Source organism: Ruegeria sp. YTSA105 (assembly GCF_059610225.1).
The window spans coordinates 63,354-79,483 of the sequence record NZ_JBXWNE010000005.1 but is presented as its reverse complement, the minus strand read 5'-3'; the positions used below and the strand labels follow the sequence as shown (position 1 = coordinate 79,483).

Here is a 16,130-nt window from a genome sequence, read left to right as displayed (position 1 = left end):
CCACTATATGCCGCGCCATGACCACAAACCCGCCAAACCTCCGCCCCGACCTGGCACCTGCTGCCCGGATCACTGATACACCACGTCCGAACCAGCCGACCATCGGCATGGTATCGCTGGGTTGCCCCAAGGCTTTGGTCGACAGCGAGCGGATTCTGACGCGCCTGAGGGCCGAAGGATACGGCATCTCGCCGGACTATTCAGGCGCGGATGCCGTGATTGTGAATACCTGCGGATTTCTGGACAGCGCCAAGGCGGAGTCTCTCGATGCCATCGGCGAGGCTTTGGTAGAAAACGGCAAGGTTATCGTAACCGGATGTCTAGGGGCCGAACCCGACTACATCCGCGAACATCACCCCCGTATCATGGCCGTCACCGGACCACATCAGTACGAGCAGGTGCTGGATGCGGTACACAAGGCCGTGCCACCTGATCCCGACCCCTTTGTGGATCTGCTGCCTGCGGCCAACGTTCAACTGACGCCGCGCCACTACAGCTATCTCAAGATATCCGAGGGCTGTAACCACAAATGCAAGTTCTGCATCATCCCGGACATGCGCGGCAAACTGGCCAGCCGTCCGGCGCATGCTGTTCTGCGCGAGGCGGAAAAGCTGGTCGATAACGGTGTGCGCGAATTGCTGGTGATTTCGCAGGACACCTCGGCCTATGGGTTGGACCGGAAATACGATGAGAACCCCTGGAAAGACCGTGAGGTCCGCAGCCATATCACCGATCTTGCGCGCGAATTGGGACAGCTGGATGCGTGGATTCGCCTGCACTATGTCTATCCCTACCCGCATGTGCGTGAGCTGATCCCCCTGATGGCGGATGCGGGCAGTAACGTCCTGCCCTATCTGGACATTCCCTTCCAGCACGCACACCCGGATGTTTTGAAACGCATGGCCCGCCCTGCTGCGGCCGCCAGAACACTGGACGAGATTGCCGCCTGGCGCGCGACCTGTCCTGATATCACGCTTCGTTCCACCTTTATCGTGGGCTACCCCGGCGAGACCGAGGCCGAGTTCCAGACCCTGCTGGACTGGATGGATGAGGCGCAGTTGGATCGCGTCGGTTGTTTTCAGTACGAAAACGTCGACGGAGCCCGCTCTAACGATCTTCCTGACCATGTGCCCGCCGAGGTCAAACAGGATCGCTGGGAGAGGTTCATGGAAAAGGCTCAGGCGATTTCCGAGGCCAAACTGGCCGCAAAGGTCGGCCAGACCCTGCAGGTCATCGTGGATGAGATCGATGATGAGGCCGCGACCTGCCGCACCACCGCCGACGCGCCCGAGATCGACGGCAACCTGTTCATCGACGAAGGGTATGAGGCCCTGAAACCGGGCGACATTGTCTCGGTCGAGGTGGACGAGGCCGGGGAATATGATCTATGGGGCAAGCTTCGCTAACCACATCTAACTGAATTGACCGACGCAGCGGCAGTCAGAAAAGGCTCAACAGCCCGATTACCCAGGCCAATCCGCCAGCCAAAGCAGTCAGTGCCACCGCAGCGCTGGCGGCGTCTTTGGCTTGCCCGGCCAATAGATTGTGTTCGGTCGAAGTATGATCCACCGCCCGTTCGATCGCCGTGTTGAACAGTTCGGCCACCAGAACCAACAGACCGATCACCAGTATCAGAGCCCGAACGCCATCGCTCAGGGGCAGCCACAGGGCCAGACCCGCAGAAACAAGATTAGCGCAGACCCAAGCGCGGAACGAGTATTCACCGTGCCAAGTGGCAGCCAATCCCTGCCAGCTCCAGCGGATGCGGTCCTTTAGATGGGCGACAAGTTTTCTCATGCGACCTCGGTAATTCAATAGGTCAAACAGAAACCCGAACACCGTATGACAGGCAATAAAAAAGCCACCCATAGGGCGGCTTTTTTGTTCGATTGTGCGGGCGGCTATGTCGGAATCCGCCCGCGAAAATCTTATTGAGCAGTCGGATTACATACGGTCTGACCTGCTTCGGTCGTCGCCAGATCTGTCCCTGCCGGGCAGCTCGGCGTGCCGTATTTGTCATAATCTGGGGTAATGTATACCGGTGTCGGCTCTTCCTGTTGCGAGCAAGCAGCCAGAACCAGGGCAAACGCACTAACGGCAGCAAATTTGAGTTTCATGTCCGTCATTCCTCTAGTTAATTTCTGTTATTGCCCTGAACATGGGGCCGACTTCACAATACGGTGTGGTTGGTAATTTTGCAATAAAATCAACAGCGCGTTTGCGAAAGCAGGCAAAACCATGCCGGGGGGATTGCCTATGGAATGGGTGCCGCGTGGCAGCTACTGCTTTCGGCACATCTGTTCAGGCGATAGACTGGGGAAAGTCAGCGAACGGAGAAACCAGATGCCAGAAGGTCCAGTCATTGCGCAAAAAGCGCCCTATCCAATCGAAGTAACCGAAGGAAAAAGCTATTTCTGGTGCTCGTGCGGCCGGTCCAATCGGCAGCCATTTTGTGATGGATCTCACAAAGGAACCGGCTTTGAACCGGTCAAGTTCACGGCTGATACCAGCAAGAAACTGTTCTTCTGCGGCTGTAAAAACTGCGCTAACCCACCGTTTTGCGACGGGACACATTCCAAGATCTGATCACTTCAGCCGGTTGAAAACCTGGCTATTTACGCAGAACCCGGGTGCTGAACGGGGATCAGATTGCTGCGCCGCCAGCCATATCGTGCATTTCTCGTGACAGTCCGAGGCCCGGCAACGCGTTACCATCTCGGCGTATTCATCCGGGCTCAACCGCCCGTCGGACATGGCTTCGGTCAACGAGATCTTAAGGCATCGGGCAACGGATCGAGTTAGCCAAAAGTGCTTTTCCACGTCGCCCAGTACAGCGTGTTTCATCCCAATTCCTGCATTTGTATTACTTTCAACGCGGCGAATTGATGTTTGTTCGGGCAGGTTTGCGGTGCTCCTGCAACATCTGGATGTCTTTCCATCCAATCCGGGCAGGCAGCCGCCCAGCCACATCCCTGACACAGGCGGATCATTTCAGCCCAGTCTTCCTGACTTAGCCGACCTTTATTGTGGGCCCGCACAATATCCGTACCCGTCGCTTGCCCCATCCTCAACACAAGACGCAAATGGGTCATGAGGTGTCCAAGGCGCGGCATTGCGGCCCCCCTAAGGGATCAACTTGCTTAACAAATCCTGGTTCCGGCAATATTCGGGTGTCTGCGTTGCCAGAACCGGTTGATTCAAAAATGATTGGCAATGGCCCGGGTTCGGGCAATCGGTGCATCGCAGAACCGCATCGGTAATCTGATCCACCGATATATGTCCAGCGATTGCAGATTCCTGCAGATCCACCCCCAGCTTGCCAGCCATACGGTCAACAAGACCAGCATGATGCCTAAGCGTTTCGCGATCGGGCATTGGCATTCCTTTCCGTTTCGCTTTGTCCGATCAGACTAGCAATACGAAACAGCCCAAGCCTTGACGCAGGTCAAAGTCCCAATTCCAGTTCGTCCAGATAAGCCCGTGTTGCATCCTGAACCCGGCGAAATCGATCACCGCCCAGCTTTTTTCCGCCATACCATCGAGTGACAATGACGATATGACCGCTCAGTTCGGCCCTTTCCAGCATGCGCAGAATCACCATTCCGGCACCGCTTTCCCCGTCATCCGCCTTGAGCACACCAGTAGGCAGGATTGCGGCCCAGGTATTGTGCGTGGCCTTGGCATAGCTTTTGTCAGATTTCAGGTCCTGCAGGACAGCTGCCACCTCGTCACGGGAACTGACCAAAGCGCCGGACACCGCATATTTCGATCCGCGGTCCGTCAAGACAACCCCCAACCGTTTCAGTCCCGTCATTGTGTCAGCCCAAGCTGCCGCGAGGTTTCCAAAACAATTTCGACGCGCTGAGCATTCGGTGGATGGGTGCCTAGAAAACGATCGCCCGGGTCAGGAATTCGGGCAAAATAGCGGGCTCCTAACAAGGGATTATAACCTGCCCGGTGCGTGATGATCGTTCCCAACCGGTCCGCTTCCAGTTCAAAGTCCTTGACATATATCTGGGCACCCACCTGCGCGCCCAGCTTCTGCGCCTGTTCAAGATCGGCGTCATTTGCCCCCGCTATGCGTGCAAGCTCGCCAAAAATCGCGGCACTTTCTCGTGAGTTTTCGGACTGGCGGGGAATATGGCGCAGGATGTGATGAGCAGATTCATGCCCCATCACAAAGGCCAGTTCATCGGGGTTTTCCACCGATTGAATCATCGCGCGGGTGAAGATTATGACTGGTTGATTGTCGTCATCCAAGGTTTGAAAAGCATTTGCTGGTGCGCGAGGGTTCAGATCAACCACGATCGAAAAATCGCAGTTGCTGACATTACTGCGCCGCTTGCACTCTGCGCGCGCCACATCCCCGACCCTTTGACTGATTTCGCGAAAGGTCAGCACATCGACCTGAAAATCAGTTGAAGGTTGTTGCCATTCCTCTACCGGCTGAACGCGTAACGAACCGGTGTCACAGGCCGACAGAACCAGACCAAATATCATCAAGATCAGGCGACGCATACTATTTCCTTTGGTCCGGTCATGCCTTTTCGTCGAACATAGCCCGACACAAGGCGGTTCGCCACCGGACGATTTCCCAAGAACGGGTTGCATTGCAATGTTCCGCCCGGCAAGCTGGACACATGTTTTCGATTGAGCATGAATTCGACTCGACGGTCATAACCCTGGTGGACGAAGGCGAAAAGCCTTTGAACGAGGATGTGGTTATTAACAATTTTGCAGAATGCGTAACGCTGGAACAACTGGATCCGCGCACTGACCAGGTTCAGAAGATTACGCTTTCGCCCGAACAGGTTCGTGATCTGGCTGCGGCACTGGATCTGCCCGAAGGTGTTTACCAAATTCGCGAAACCCCCGATCAGGCCTGACACACAAAGACTTTCTCGCGCGATGTCTGGCCGCGCTTCAGGATCAGTGCGGACGGAGCAACCCCCAGCGCCACCGCCAGAAGCTCACGTGTGGCTTCATTTGCCCTGCCGTTTTCGGGCGGTGCAGTGATATATATTCTGATCGTTCCGTCCCGAACCAAAATCCTGTCTGCTGCGGCTTTCGGGGTAACCCTGACCGCAATCTCAGCATTCGGTGCAACACGGTCGCTCAGGTCTGGAAGATTTCTTAGTTTCGGTTTTCCCATTGGCACCTTCTGTTAACAAAGACCCTTGCACGGTTGGGCGGGGAATGAAATTGATCCAACTGGTCCAGCCGATTGCACTTGAAACTCGCCAGACGTTCAACCAGATACAGACAGCCTATGTAAAGGAAGTTAACATATGTCCTTGAAGAATCCGGCCGCTTTTGAGTTTCTGCAGACCCGTCGATCGCGCCCAGCCAAAACGTTGATTGAACCAGCCCCCGACCGTGAGCAGCTGATGCCCCTGCTGACCGCAGCAGCCCGCAGCCCGGATCACGGAAAACTGGAACCCTGGCGGTTCATCGTGCTTGAAAAAGGCGCAATGGGGCGCCTGTCAGGGCTAACGCAGGAATGCGGTGAGGCGCTTGGCAAATCCCCTCAAGACATTGAAAAAGCGCGCGGGCAGTTCGATTTAGGCCATCTCGCCGTCGCTGTGATCGAGGTTCAGAAGCCTTCGGAAAAGATTCCAGCCATCGAGCAGACCTATTCAGCTGGGGCTGTTTGCCTTGCTTTGCTGAACGCTGCTTTGACCGCAGGATGGGGCGCGAATTGGTTGTCTGGCTGGCAAACCCACGATCCGGAATTCTGTCGCAAGGCATTTGAATTGCAGGATAACGAACGGGTTGCCGGTCTGATTCATATCGCGACCGAGGGCTCGACCCCGCCCGAACGCCCCCGCCCGGATGTTGATGCCCTGACCGAATGGGTCACAGAATGATCATCCTCAACGCCTTTTTTTCAGCGCTTGGTCAGATCGGAGACCCGAAATTCCGCGGGGTTCTGCTGCGAGGTATCGGCCTGACCATCCTGATGCTGATCGCAGCCTGCGCCGGTGCAATTTGGCTGATCAACCGGCTGTCAGGGGACGAGATATCGCTGCCATTCATTGGTGCAGTTCCCTGGCTGAATGACATCCTCAGCTATTCCGGCATTTTCCTGGTGCTGATCCTGCCAGTGTTTTTGATGATTCCCGTCGCCTCAGCCATCACGTCTGTGTTTCTGGACGATGTCGCGCAAGCTGTTGAGGACAGGCATTATCCGAGCCTGCCCGCGGTTCCACGCATCCCAATAGGCGATGCGATCACTGACGCGCTTGGTTTTATGGGTGTGCTGATTGTGGCCAACCTACTGGCGCTGATCCTTTATGCGATCTTCACGCCACTGGCCCCGTTTATCTTTTGGGCGATGAACGGATTTCTGCTGGGGCGTGAGTATTTTACGCTGGCAGCCATACGCCGTATCGGGCGTGAGGGCGCGCGAAAACTGCGGGCACAACATTCGTCAACAATTTGGCTTGCGGGCACGTTGATGGCCATCCCACTGTCTATTCCGCTGGTGAATCTTGTGATCCCGATTATCGGAGCTGCTACATTCACGCATATCTTTCATAAGCTGTCAGGGCCAACGCCCTGAAGCTTAGTTTCGCGGTTCCATTTGATTTAGCCAATCGAAATCCCGTACCGAAATCACGCCCGAAATAATGATCCCTGCAATGATAGCCCAGAGCACGACCGACACCCCGGTGGTGATCCATAGCTTTTTCTTCATGTGATGCACTTCCGGGGCCCCTGAATGGGTGCCGGGAACGACCTCGCCCAAATCACCCTGGGTCTTGATGCGGATCGGCAGAATCACCAAAAGCGTCATGAACCAGATGACGGCAAACAGAACCAGTCCTGCAGTGATCGTCATGTGTACACCTCCGGTGTTTATACTTGTTCCAACTCGACCAGACAGCCGTTGAAATCTTTGGGATGCAGGAAAAGAACCGGTTTCCCGTGCGCGCCGATCTTGGGTTCACCGCTACCCAACACCCGGGCGCCGGTTTCTTTCAGGTGATCACGCGCGGCAATGATATCCTCCACCTCATAGCAGACATGATGGATTCCGCCGGCGGGGTTCTTCTCTAGAAAACCATTGATCGGGCTGTCATCGCCCAGAGGATAAAGCAACTCGATCTTGGTGTTGGGCAATTCAATGAACACCACAGTAACGCCGTGATCAGGTTCATCCTGCGGCGCGCCAACCTTGGCACCTAAAGCGCTGCGGTACTGTTCAGACGCCGCCATAAGATCAGGGACGGCAATGGCAACGTGGTTTAAGCGGCCAATCATGGAACTCTCCTACCTTCTGCGTTGCAGCGGTTATGGGGACAGATCAGGCAAAGGACAAGTGCGCCAAATTGCCGTTAACCCCGTGTTAGCCAGAAGTTCCTAGCGTGAAGCATCTGCTGAATAGGAGTTCTCCCATGGACGATTCGAGCCCCTTCACCGCACCCGCACAGCCAACGGCCACGCGGCCGCTGCTGGGACAAACCATTTTGGTTGTTGAGGACAGCCGCTATGCCTGCGACGCCATCCGGTTAATGTGTTTGCATTCGGGTGCGCGGATCAGGCGAGCCGATTGCCTGAAATCCGCCCGACGCCATCTTCAGATCTATCGACCTTCGGTGATCTTGGTGGATATGGGGCTGCCAGATGGCTCTGGTGCTGATCTGATTGCCGAATTGGCCATGACTACGCCCCGGATCGGAGCGATCCTGGGCATGTCAGGAGACGACAATTCAGAAACCCTTGCGACAGAGGTTGGCGCGGACGGGTTTCTTGCCAAACCGCTTAACTCACTGTCCTATTTCCAGTCGTCTATTCTGAATTGTCTACCTGAAGACCGCCGCCCCTGCACACTCCACGCCGTTCAGGATGAGGTGATATGCCCCGATCCTATGGCCTATCAGGACGACATGGCACATATCGCAGATGTTCTGGCCGGACCGAATGACCATTGGTCACTGGACTATGCGGCCCAATTCCTGCGCGGCGTTGCCCGTGATGCTGAAGATACGGTTCTGGCCGAAGCCGCCCAGCAGTTGGCAGCCTCACGCGCCGCAGGTATGCCCATCACCGCTCTGACAGCCCAGGTTGCGGGAATAGTGCAGGCCCGTCTGGAACAGCGCGAGGCTATCTGAAGTGACAACCGCATATCTAATTACCGCATCGCTCCTTTGTCTGTGGGCATACAGACAGACACGCGTCAGCGCGCGTGACATTCGGAACAGCCGCGAGAGGAAAAAGGACCATTTCCTGTAAACCCGCTAACAGCGAATTGGGAATGGGTTGAAAACAGAAAAAACCGCCACAGGCGACTGTGGCGGGTTTTCTATCAGTCCTGAGGGATAATCCGCAGGCCCAACTCCATCAGCTGGTCCGAGGCCGGGTCGGACGGTGCCTGCATCATCAGATCCTCGGCACGCTGGTTCATCGGGAACATCATGACTTCGCGGATATTGGCTTCATCGGCCAAAAGCATCACGATCCGGTCGATACCAGCTGCACAGCCACCGTGCGGCGGGGCGCCATAGTGGAAGGCGTTGAACAGCGCGCCAAAGCGGGATTTCACCTCATCCGCGCCGTAGCCAGCCAGCTCAAAAGCCTTCAGCATGATCTCGGGCTTGTGGTTCCGGATCGCGCCCGAGACCAGCTCGTATCCGTTACAGGCCAGGTCATATTGATAACCGCGCACGTCAAGAGGATTACCCTGCAGCGCCTCCATCCCGCCCTGCGGCATCGAGAAGGGGTTGTGTTCAAAGTCGATCGCACCGGTTTCTTCGTCTTGCTCATAGATCGGGAAATCGACGATCCAGGCAAAGGCAAAGCGGTCTTTCTCGGTCAGGTTCAGTTCATCACCGATCACATCGCGCGCCCTGCCGGCCACCTTTTCAAAGGCTTTCGGTTTGCCGCCCAGGAAGAACGCAGCGTCTCCGACGCCCAGACCCAACTGCTGGCGGATCGCCTCGGTCCGTTCAGGGCCAATGTTTTTGGCCAGTGGACCGGCGGCCTCCATCCCTTCGCCCTGATCGCGCCAGAAGATATAGCCCATGCCGGGCAGACCCTCTTTCTGGGCAAATGCGTTCATGCGGTCGCAGAACTTGCGGCTGCCGCCTGTGGGCGCTGGTATGGCGCGGATTTCGGTGCCATCCTGCTCCAACAGCTTCGCGAAAATCGCGAACCCAGACCCGCGGAAGTGGTCGGAGACCACTTGCATTTTAATAGGATTCCGCAGGTCGGGCTTGTCGCTGCCATACCACAGTGCCGCGTCCTTGTAGGAAATCTGCGGCCAGTCCTGATCGACTTTACGGCCGCCGCCGAACTCTTCGAACACGCCGGTCAGAACGGGCTGAATCGTGTCGAATACGTCCTGCTGCTCGACAAACGACATCTCAAGGTCAAGCTGGTAGAAATCGGTGGGTGAGCGGTCGGCACGCGGATCTTCGTCGCGGAAACAGGGCGCAATCTGGAAATACTTGTCGAAGCCCGACACCATGATCAGCTGTTTGAACTGCTGTGGGGCCTGCGGCAGCGCGTAGAACTTGCCCGGGTGCAAACGCGACGGCACAAGGAAGTCACGCGCGCCTTCAGGCGAGGACGCCGTGATGATTGGCGTCTGATACTCGCGGAAGCCCTGATCCCACATCCGGCGGCGCATCGAGGCAACAACGTCCGAGCGCAAGGTCATATTCTGCTGCATCACTTCGCGGCGCAGGTCCAGATAGCGATAGCGCAGGCGCGTTTCCTCAGGGTATTCCTGATCGCCGAACACCATCAGGGGCAGCTCGTCAGCGGCGCCCAGTACTTCCAACTCGCGCACGTAAACTTCGATCTCGCCCGTGGGCAATTTCGCGTTCACCAGATCGGCGGCGCGCGCTTTGACTGTGCCATCAATACGGATACACCATTCCGAGCGGACTTTTTCCAGTTCGGCGAATGCCGCGCTGTCGCCGTCGCACAAAATCTGTGTGACGCCGAAATGATCGCGAAGGTCGATGAATAGAACGCCGCCGTGATCTCGGACCCGATGCACCCAGCCAGACAGGCGAACGGTTTCACCGACATTGGCGGCGGTCAGAGCGGCGCAGGTGTGGCTGCGATAGGCGTGCATGGATCATATCCCTTCGGGCGCAGAATTGGTCGGGCCGATACACCGCGTCAGACTGGGAAAGTCAAGGCAAGTCGCACCGTCAAAACGGCCTTTGCACGTTGCCTGAGTAGAAATAGATGCCCAGACCCACCGCAAAGATGATGTTCCCCGCGATGGCATGCAGCAGAACCGCATAGAAAAACGATCCGCGTTTGCGATAGGCCCAGGTGAACAGCAGCCCTCCGGCAAATGTCATCAGAGCTACGATCCAGCTCCAATACATCAGATGCGCAAGCGAGAAGAGCGATGCATTCAGCAGATAAGCTGTGCGTCCATTGGGCAGGATTGCGTGGTAGCGACGAAAGAACAGCGACCGGAACAGCAGCTCTTGCGGCAGGGCGGAAACGAATGGGTAAAACACCCAAATCATCGCCAGCAGCTCGGGTTGGTTGTGCAACAGGAAAAAGGCAGCTTCGGGACGGGTCAGTCGTACTAGCGCAACACAAAACAGTGTCATTCCCACAGCAAAGCCGGCGACTTCGGACCAGGACCAGTTGCGCCAGTTATATCGCAATTCAGCCCAAGCAAATCCGTGCGTGAAATGCAACAACACGATCCCGATGGCCGTAAAGGTAAACAGCGATGGAAACATCCAGTTTGGCGGGAAAAGTACGGCGATCAGCACAGGTATGGCGACGAAGAACAAACCGAATTCCAGTCGCAACCAACGGGAAGATGCTGCGGCTTCAGCCCAATCGGTTTGCCTGTTCACAGTACCGCCAATTCTGCCCAGATCAGGCCTCGCAAGGAATTGCCCATCCAGAACCTTTCCGCGCTTTGCAGGTTGGTCATGGTCAGCACCGCCTCGCTGACTTTATTATTTTCCAGCAAGTCTTCGCGCAAGATCCCGGGAAGCAAACCGGAGGACAAGGGCGGCGTCAGGCAACGACCATCGGGCATGTCCAGAAAGATGTTAGTGATGGTGCCCTCGCACACTTCGTCACGCTCATTCAGAAACAGCCACTCATCTACGCCCTCGGGCAGTGCCGCCCGGGCCCGGTCATAAACATCGCGCTGCGTCGTCTTGTGCTGCAACCAGATATCAGAGGCGGCAAGCCTCGTATTGGAAACTGCGACCCGCCAGACGGACGGGTTATCCGCCAGTGCACCAGTTGTCACGCCAAACCCGCCACTGATGTCCATCGTCAATCGACAGCGCAACGAGATTGAACCCGCAACTTGGTCAAGCGTTGCAATCGCGCGCCCTGCATCGAAAGGAAGCCCCAATGCCCGTGCCGAACGCTCCATCCGGGCCAGGTGTTTTCCAACGCGCACAAACCCGCTCTCTGGCCGGAATGCCAGCGTTTCGATCAGACGGAAGTCAGGGTCAGCTGGTGGGCGAAACGTGCCTTCCATAGCGCTTCCTCATATTCGGATGGGGCTGTGCTGTCCCAGACAACACCCCCACCCACATTCAGCGTGGCCTTGTTGCCCTCGACCATCAGCGTACGAATAGCCACGTTGAACTCGGATCGCCCGTCTGGCGCGGCCCAGCCGATAGCACCACAATAGATATCGCGTGGCCAGGGTTCGAGATCGGTCAAAATCTCCATCGCGCGAATTTTGGGCGCGCCTGTGATCGAGCCGCAGGGAAACAAAGCGTTTAGGATATCGGAAAGTTCTGCCCCAAGATGCAGCTGTGCCTGCACCAGCGAGATCATCTGATGCACGGTTGCATATGTTTCGACCTTGAAAAGCTCGGGTACCTTCACGGACCCCGGCAGCGCAACCCGGCTGATATCATTGCGCAGAAGGTCGACGATCATGAGGTTTTCGGCGCGGTTCTTGTCGTCAACCGACAGGAAATCGCGGCGGCGCGCATCCTCGGCCATGTCTTCGCTGCGCGGCTGCGTGCCCTTCATCGGGCGGGTTTCGATCGTCCGATCTGCACCGGTGCGAAAGAACAACTCTGGCGAGCGGCTGAGCAAATCGGGCAAATCATCCTGCTGAACCAGCGCTCCGTGACCGACCGGCTGGCCCACAGCCAACGCCGCATAAAGCGCGGCGCTATCCCCTTGCAATGTCAGGTCAATGGGGAACGTCAGGTTGGCCTGATAGATATCCCCTGCCCCGATCGCATCATGGACCTGCTGAAAGGCGCGTGCATATCTTGCCTCGTCCCAGCGCGGTGTGAATTCGGCAACACCGCCTAGAGGTGCGGGCAGATCGCACTGGCCTGGCGCATCATAGGCGCCGAAACACAGCAGTGGCAGGCGGCGGTCAGTAGGCATCCGGACCAACAGGCGGGGTTCCAACGCATATCCAAGCTCATAGCTTGCATAACCGGCCAGCCAGGCCCCATCCGCGCGTGCCTCATCCAGCGCCGCCAAAGCCTGTGGCACGTCATCCGCTTTGTCTGCGCGGATCACCCGGTCTGGCCGTTCGAAATAAGTTCCCGATCCGGCCGGCCCCTGATCAAAACGAATACGCACGTGCATCCTCATTTGTCGTGCTGCGCGGTATAGACAATACGGCGGTAAGGGAAAGAGGGGAAAGCGGCAATTTCGCCCCTGTTTCCGATACCTCTTGAACCTTTTGGCGCGGTCCCTATAACGCAGAACAATTTGGGCACGCGGGCGGTGCCCTGACTCGCAGTTAACCGAAGGAAACAGGCTATGCCGAGAAGAACCGACATCCAGTCGATCATGATCATCGGGGCGGGCCCCATTGTCATCGGTCAGGCCTGCGAATTCGACTATTCAGGCGCACAGGCCTGTAAAGCCCTGCGCGAAGAAGGATACCGGGTCATTCTGGTAAACTCAAACCCAGCTACAATCATGACCGATCCCGGTCTGGCCGATGCCACTTATATCGAGCCGATCACGCCCGAAGTTGTCGCCAAGATCATCGAGAAAGAACGCCCCGACGCCTTGTTGCCCACAATGGGTGGGCAGACCGGACTGAACACCTCACTTGCACTGGAAGAGATGGGCGTACTGGACGAGTTCGGTGTCGAGATGATCGGTGCGACCCGCGACGCCATCGAAATGGCCGAAGACCGCAAACTATTCCGCGAAGCGATGGATCGGCTGGGCATCGAAAACCCCAAGGCCACCATCGTTACCGCCCCCAAGCGCGACGACGGCTCCACCGATCTTGATGCTGGCGTCCAGATTGCCTTGGGCGATCTGGAAGACATCGGCCTGCCTGCCATCATTCGCCCCGCCTTTACCATGGGCGGCACCGGCGGCGGTGTGGCTTATAACCGCGAGGATTATATTCACTTCTGCCGCTCGGGCATGGATGCCTCGCCGGTAAACCAAATCCTCGTCGATGAGAGCCTGCTGGGTTGGAAAGAGTATGAGATGGAGGTGGTACGCGACACGGCCGACAACGCCATCATCGTCTGTTCCATTGAGAATATCGACCCGATGGGTGTGCATACCGGCGACTCGATCACTGTGGCCCCTGCCCTGACACTGACCGACAAAGAATACCAGATCATGCGCAACGGCTCCATCGCCGTTCTGCGCGAGATTGGGGTCGAGACTGGCGGTTCGAACGTACAATGGGCGATCAACCCCGAAGACGGCCGAATGGTCGTGATCGAGATGAACCCCCGCGTGTCGCGTTCGTCCGCGCTGGCGTCCAAGGCGACCGGGTTCCCGATTGCGAAGATCGCGGCCAAGCTGGCTGTTGGCTATACGCTGGACGAGCTGGACAATGACATCACCAAGGTCACGCCCGCCTCCTTCGAGCCAACCATCGACTATGTCGTGACAAAAATTCCGAAATTTGCGTTCGAAAAGTTCCCCGGCTCTGAACCTTACCTGACCACGGCGATGAAATCGGTGGGTGAGGCCATGTCCATTGGCCGCACGATCCACGAATCGATGCAAAAGGCGCTGGCCTCGATGGAATCCGGCCTGACTGGCTTTGATGAAGTAGAAATCCCCGGCCTGAACGTTGGTGTCTGGGACGAGGTCAGTGACAAAGTCGCGGTGATCAAAGCGATCAGCAAGCAAACCCCCGACCGTCTGCGCACCATCGCGCAGGCCATGCGTCACGGTTTGACCAATGATGAGATTTTTGGGGTCACCAAATTTGACCCTTGGTTCCTGGCCCGCATCCGCGAGATCATCGAGGCCGAGCGTCAGTTGCGCAAAGACGGCCTGCCGGTGACCGAAGAAGGCATCCGCAGGCTGAAAATGCTTGGCTTTACCGATGCGCGCCTGGGCAACCTGACAGGCCGTGACGAAGGCAATGTACGCCGCGCCCGCCGCAATCTGGGTGTTAACGCAGTATTCAAGCGCATCGACACTTGCGCTGCCGAGTTTGAGGCGCAGACGCCCTATATGTACTCAACCTACGAAGCCCCTATGATGGGTGATGTTGAGTGCGAGGCGCGCCCGAGTGACCGCAAGAAAGTTGTTATCCTGGGCGGCGGCCCCAACCGGATCGGTCAGGGGATCGAATTCGATTATTGCTGTTGTCACGCCTGCTTCGCACTGACCGATGCGGGCTATGAGACCATCATGATCAACTGTAACCCCGAAACGGTTTCAACCGATTATGACACCTCGGACCGGTTGTACTTTGAACCGCTGACATTCGAACACGTCATGGAAATCCTAACGAAAGAACAGGAAAACGGCACTCTGCACGGTGTGATCGTTCAGTTCGGCGGGCAGACCCCGTTGAAACTGGCCAATGCGCTGGAAGAAGAAGGCATTCCGATCCTCGGCACCACGCCCGACGCCATCGACCTGGCCGAAGACCGCGAGCGGTTCCAGGCGCTTGTCAATGATCTGGGCCTGAAACAGCCCAATAACGGCATCGCATCGACCGACGAGCAAGCGCTGAAAATCGCCGAGGATATCGGCTTTCCGCTGGTGATCCGTCCCTCCTATGTTCTGGGTGGCCGCGCGATGGAAATCGTGCGCGATATGGACCAGCTGCGGCGCTATATCAACGAGGCCGTGGTGGTCTCGGGCGACAGCCCTGTGCTGCTAGACAGCTATCTGGCGGGCGCGGTTGAACTGGATGTCGACGCGCTGTGCGACGGCACGGATGTTCATGTCGCAGGCATCATGCAGCATATCGAAGAGGCCGGCGTGCACTCGGGCGATAGCGCCTGTTCGCTGCCACCTTACTCGCTGTCGAAAGAAGTGATTGGCCGGGTCAAAGAGCAGACCTTCAAGCTGGCCAAGGCGCTGAACGTTGTCGGCTTGATGAACATTCAATTCGCGATCAAGGATGATGATATCTACTTGATCGAGGTCAACCCGCGCGCCTCGCGTACCGTGCCCTTCGTGGCCAAAGCGACGGACAGCGCCATCGCCTCAATCGCCGCGCGTGTGATGGCCGGCGAGAAGCTGGCGGATTTCCCGTTGCGCCCGGCTTACAAGACCGTGGACGACACCAAGATCGCCGACCAGATGACACTGGCAGACCCGGATATGCCGTGGTTCTCGGTGAAAGAGGCGGTGCTGCCCTTCGCCCGGTTCCCCGGCGTCGACACTATTCTGGGGCCTGAGATGCGCTCGACCGGAGAAGTCATGGGCTGGGACCGCGACTTCCCCCGCGCCTTCCTCAAAGCACAGATGGGTGCGGGAATGGTGCTGCCATCCTCGGGACGTGCGTTTATTTCGATCAAGGATGCCGACAAGACGCCTGCCATGCTTGAGGCTGCACAGGTTCTGGCCGCGCAGGGCTTTGCCCTTGTCGCCACCCGCGGAACGCAAAGCTGGCTGGCCGAGCACGGTATTGCCTGTGATCTGGTCAACAAGGTCTACGAAGGTCGCCCCGACGTGGCTGACATGCTTAAAGATGGTCAGGTACAGTTGGTGATGAATACCACCGAAGGTGCACAGGCGGTCGAGGACAGCAAGGCCATCCGATCCATCGCGCTTTATGACAAGATCCCATATTTCACCACCGCCGCCGCCAGCCACGCTGCCGCGTTGGCGATAAAGGCGCAGGCCGAAGGTGATGTCGAGGTCAGGTCCCTGCAAGGCTGACCTTCCCCCCACTACACCAGAATAAAGCAAAACCCCCGGTCCATGAC

At 57.3% G+C, this 16,130-nt stretch carries 21 protein-coding genes; 7 read left to right on the top strand and 14 right to left on the bottom strand.

The genetic code is table 11. The annotated features are described in order from the left end of the window. Positions 1-17: 17 nt before the first annotated feature. Positions 18-1,406: a 30S ribosomal protein S12 methylthiotransferase RimO gene (gene rimO / locus AC2FH2_RS08660; protein ID WP_496823323.1), complete on the top strand. Its 1,389-nt coding sequence runs from the start codon at positions 18-20 to the stop codon at positions 1,404-1,406. A gap of 34 nt (positions 1,407-1,440) precedes the next feature. Here rimO and AC2FH2_RS08655 read toward each other — a convergent pair whose 3' ends face one another. Continuing rightward, a complete protein-coding gene (locus tag AC2FH2_RS08655; RefSeq protein ID WP_496823322.1) occupies positions 1,441-1,797 on the bottom strand; it encodes a diacylglycerol kinase in 357 nt (118 codons plus the stop codon). 131 nt (positions 1,798-1,928) lie between these two features. Continuing rightward, positions 1,929-2,117: a hypothetical protein gene (locus AC2FH2_RS08650; protein ID WP_142636616.1), complete on the bottom strand. Its 189-nt coding sequence runs from the start codon at positions 2,115-2,117 to the stop codon at positions 1,929-1,931. A gap of 226 nt (positions 2,118-2,343) precedes the next feature. On the opposite strand from AC2FH2_RS08650, the gene AC2FH2_RS08645 reads away from it, so the two are divergent. Beyond that, positions 2,344-2,586, top strand: coding sequence for a CDGSH iron-sulfur domain-containing protein (locus AC2FH2_RS08645; RefSeq protein ID WP_142636614.1), 243 nt, complete (start codon positions 2,344-2,346; stop codon positions 2,584-2,586). Here AC2FH2_RS08645 and AC2FH2_RS08640 read toward each other — a convergent pair whose 3' ends face one another. The 5 genes from AC2FH2_RS08640 to AC2FH2_RS08620 all read right to left on the bottom strand — a co-directional run bounded on the left by AC2FH2_RS08640 (position 2,587) and on the right by AC2FH2_RS08620 (position 4,518). Further along, positions 2,587-2,844 carry a DUF6455 family protein gene (locus AC2FH2_RS08640; RefSeq protein ID WP_271949278.1) on the bottom strand — a complete coding sequence of 86 codons (258 nt, stop codon included), beginning with the start codon at positions 2,842-2,844 and terminating at the stop codon, positions 2,587-2,589. Beyond that, entirely contained in the window at positions 2,841-3,113 is a 273-nt protein-coding gene (locus AC2FH2_RS08635) for a DUF6455 family protein (RefSeq protein ID WP_271949276.1), read from the bottom strand. The genes AC2FH2_RS08640 and AC2FH2_RS08635 overlap by 4 nt, the downstream gene beginning before the upstream one ends. A gap of 10 nt (positions 3,114-3,123) precedes the next feature. Next, positions 3,124-3,327 (bottom strand): DUF6455 family protein, encoded by a 204-nt coding sequence (locus tag AC2FH2_RS08630; protein ID WP_246097229.1) that lies wholly within the window; start codon positions 3,325-3,327, stop codon positions 3,124-3,126. Between the two features lie 118 nt (positions 3,328-3,445). Continuing rightward, a complete protein-coding gene (locus AC2FH2_RS08625; protein WP_496823321.1) occupies positions 3,446-3,814 on the bottom strand; it encodes a YigZ family protein in 369 nt (122 codons plus the stop codon). Continuing rightward, positions 3,811-4,518: a M48 family metallopeptidase gene (locus tag AC2FH2_RS08620; protein WP_496823320.1), complete on the bottom strand. Its 708-nt coding sequence runs from the start codon at positions 4,516-4,518 to the stop codon at positions 3,811-3,813. Before AC2FH2_RS08620 ends, AC2FH2_RS08625 begins: the two co-directional genes overlap by 4 nt. A 122-nt stretch (positions 4,519-4,640) precedes the next feature. Here AC2FH2_RS08620 and AC2FH2_RS08615 point away from each other — a divergent pair, with 122 nt between their 5' ends. After that, positions 4,641-4,886: a DUF8831 family protein gene (locus tag AC2FH2_RS08615; protein ID WP_271949269.1), complete on the top strand. Its 246-nt coding sequence runs from the start codon at positions 4,641-4,643 to the stop codon at positions 4,884-4,886. Here the strand turns inward: AC2FH2_RS08615 and AC2FH2_RS08610 are convergent. Beyond that, positions 4,877-5,152: a DUF167 domain-containing protein gene (locus AC2FH2_RS08610; protein ID WP_281994966.1), complete on the bottom strand. Its 276-nt coding sequence runs from the start codon at positions 5,150-5,152 to the stop codon at positions 4,877-4,879. The genes AC2FH2_RS08615 and AC2FH2_RS08610 overlap by 10 nt on opposite strands. A gap of 136 nt (positions 5,153-5,288) precedes the next feature. On the opposite strand from AC2FH2_RS08610, the gene AC2FH2_RS08605 reads away from it, so the two are divergent. Together AC2FH2_RS08605 and AC2FH2_RS08600 are read left to right on the top strand one after the other, a co-directional pair. Further along, on the top strand, positions 5,289-5,867 hold the full coding sequence (locus AC2FH2_RS08605) for a nitroreductase family protein (protein WP_281972678.1): 579 nt from the start codon (positions 5,289-5,291) through the stop codon (positions 5,865-5,867). Continuing rightward, complete coding sequence (locus AC2FH2_RS08600; protein ID WP_496823319.1) at positions 5,864-6,562, top strand: EI24 domain-containing protein; 699 nt, start codon at positions 5,864-5,866, stop codon at positions 6,560-6,562. Before AC2FH2_RS08605 ends, AC2FH2_RS08600 begins: the two co-directional genes overlap by 4 nt. 3 nt (positions 6,563-6,565) lie before the next feature. On the opposite strand, the gene AC2FH2_RS08595 is transcribed toward AC2FH2_RS08600, so the two are convergent. Then, a complete protein-coding gene (locus AC2FH2_RS08595; protein ID WP_142636598.1) occupies positions 6,566-6,841 on the bottom strand; it encodes a DUF1467 family protein in 276 nt (91 codons plus the stop codon). Between the two features lie 17 nt (positions 6,842-6,858). Next, a complete protein-coding gene (mce, locus tag AC2FH2_RS08590; protein ID WP_142636596.1) occupies positions 6,859-7,263 on the bottom strand; it encodes a methylmalonyl-CoA epimerase in 405 nt (134 codons plus the stop codon). A 134-nt stretch (positions 7,264-7,397) separates the two neighbouring features. On the opposite strand from mce, the gene AC2FH2_RS08585 reads away from it, so the two are divergent. Further along, complete coding sequence (locus tag AC2FH2_RS08585; protein WP_281972676.1) at positions 7,398-8,114, top strand: response regulator; 717 nt, start codon at positions 7,398-7,400, stop codon at positions 8,112-8,114. A gap of 194 nt (positions 8,115-8,308) precedes the next feature. Here AC2FH2_RS08585 and aspS read toward each other — a convergent pair whose 3' ends face one another. The 4 genes from aspS to AC2FH2_RS08565 form a co-directional block, all read right to left on the bottom strand. Further along, complete coding sequence (gene aspS, locus AC2FH2_RS08580) at positions 8,309-10,084, bottom strand: aspartate--tRNA ligase (protein ID WP_496823318.1); 1,776 nt, start codon at positions 10,082-10,084, stop codon at positions 8,309-8,311. 79 nt (positions 10,085-10,163) lie between these two features. Then, positions 10,164-10,835 carry a CPBP family intramembrane glutamic endopeptidase gene (locus tag AC2FH2_RS08575; RefSeq protein ID WP_496823317.1) on the bottom strand — a complete coding sequence of 224 codons (672 nt, stop codon included), beginning with the start codon at positions 10,833-10,835 and terminating at the stop codon, positions 10,164-10,166. Further along, a complete protein-coding gene (locus tag AC2FH2_RS08570; RefSeq protein ID WP_496821918.1) occupies positions 10,832-11,479 on the bottom strand; it encodes an aminotransferase class IV family protein in 648 nt (215 codons plus the stop codon). Before AC2FH2_RS08570 ends, AC2FH2_RS08575 begins: the two co-directional genes overlap by 4 nt. Then, on the bottom strand, positions 11,434-12,561 hold the full coding sequence (locus tag AC2FH2_RS08565; protein WP_496823316.1) for an aminodeoxychorismate synthase component I: 1,128 nt from the start codon (positions 12,559-12,561) through the stop codon (positions 11,434-11,436). The genes AC2FH2_RS08570 and AC2FH2_RS08565 overlap by 46 nt, the downstream gene beginning before the upstream one ends. 177 nt (positions 12,562-12,738) lie before the next feature. Between AC2FH2_RS08565 and carB the strand changes: the two genes are divergently transcribed. Then, a complete protein-coding gene (carB, locus tag AC2FH2_RS08560) occupies positions 12,739-16,083 on the top strand; it encodes a carbamoyl-phosphate synthase large subunit (protein WP_496823315.1) in 3,345 nt (1,114 codons plus the stop codon). The last annotated feature ends 47 nt before the right edge of the window (positions 16,084-16,130 follow it).

Bases quoted from the DNA above. Each gene is read 5' to 3' on its own strand.
- rimO (WP_496823323.1), top strand. From the start codon at position 18: ATGACCACAAACCCGCCAAACCTCCGCCCCGACCTGGCACCTGCTGCC.
- AC2FH2_RS08655 (WP_496823322.1), bottom strand. From the start codon at position 1,797: ATGAGAAAACTTGTCGCCCATCTAAAGGACCGCATCCGCTGGAGCTGG.
- AC2FH2_RS08650 (WP_142636616.1), bottom strand. From the start codon at position 2,117: ATGAAACTCAAATTTGCTGCCGTTAGTGCGTTTGCCCTGGTTCTGGCT.
- AC2FH2_RS08645 (WP_142636614.1), top strand. From the start codon at position 2,344: ATGCCAGAAGGTCCAGTCATTGCGCAAAAAGCGCCCTATCCAATCGAA.
- AC2FH2_RS08640 (WP_271949278.1), bottom strand. From the start codon at position 2,844: ATGAAACACGCTGTACTGGGCGACGTGGAAAAGCACTTTTGGCTAACT.
- AC2FH2_RS08635 (WP_271949276.1), bottom strand. From the start codon at position 3,113: ATGCCGCGCCTTGGACACCTCATGACCCATTTGCGTCTTGTGTTGAGG.
- AC2FH2_RS08630 (WP_246097229.1), bottom strand. From the start codon at position 3,327: ATGGCTGGCAAGCTGGGGGTGGATCTGCAGGAATCTGCAATCGCTGGA.
- AC2FH2_RS08625 (WP_496823321.1), bottom strand. From the start codon at position 3,814: ATGACGGGACTGAAACGGTTGGGGGTTGTCTTGACGGACCGCGGATCG.
- AC2FH2_RS08620 (WP_496823320.1), bottom strand. From the start codon at position 4,518: ATGCGTCGCCTGATCTTGATGATATTTGGTCTGGTTCTGTCGGCCTGT.
- AC2FH2_RS08615 (WP_271949269.1), top strand. From the start codon at position 4,641: ATGTTTTCGATTGAGCATGAATTCGACTCGACGGTCATAACCCTGGTG.
- AC2FH2_RS08610 (WP_281994966.1), bottom strand. From the start codon at position 5,152: ATGGGAAAACCGAAACTAAGAAATCTTCCAGACCTGAGCGACCGTGTT.
- AC2FH2_RS08605 (WP_281972678.1), top strand. From the start codon at position 5,289: ATGTCCTTGAAGAATCCGGCCGCTTTTGAGTTTCTGCAGACCCGTCGA.
- AC2FH2_RS08600 (WP_496823319.1), top strand. From the start codon at position 5,864: ATGATCATCCTCAACGCCTTTTTTTCAGCGCTTGGTCAGATCGGAGAC.
- AC2FH2_RS08595 (WP_142636598.1), bottom strand. From the start codon at position 6,841: ATGACGATCACTGCAGGACTGGTTCTGTTTGCCGTCATCTGGTTCATG.
- mce (WP_142636596.1), bottom strand. From the start codon at position 7,263: ATGATTGGCCGCTTAAACCACGTTGCCATTGCCGTCCCTGATCTTATG.
- AC2FH2_RS08585 (WP_281972676.1), top strand. From the start codon at position 7,398: ATGGACGATTCGAGCCCCTTCACCGCACCCGCACAGCCAACGGCCACG.
- aspS (WP_496823318.1), bottom strand. From the start codon at position 10,084: ATGCACGCCTATCGCAGCCACACCTGCGCCGCTCTGACCGCCGCCAAT.
- AC2FH2_RS08570 (WP_496821918.1), bottom strand. From the start codon at position 11,479: ATGGAAGGCACGTTTCGCCCACCAGCTGACCCTGACTTCCGTCTGATC.
- AC2FH2_RS08565 (WP_496823316.1), bottom strand. From the start codon at position 12,561: ATGCACGTGCGTATTCGTTTTGATCAGGGGCCGGCCGGATCGGGAACT.
- carB (WP_496823315.1), top strand. From the start codon at position 12,739: ATGCCGAGAAGAACCGACATCCAGTCGATCATGATCATCGGGGCGGGC.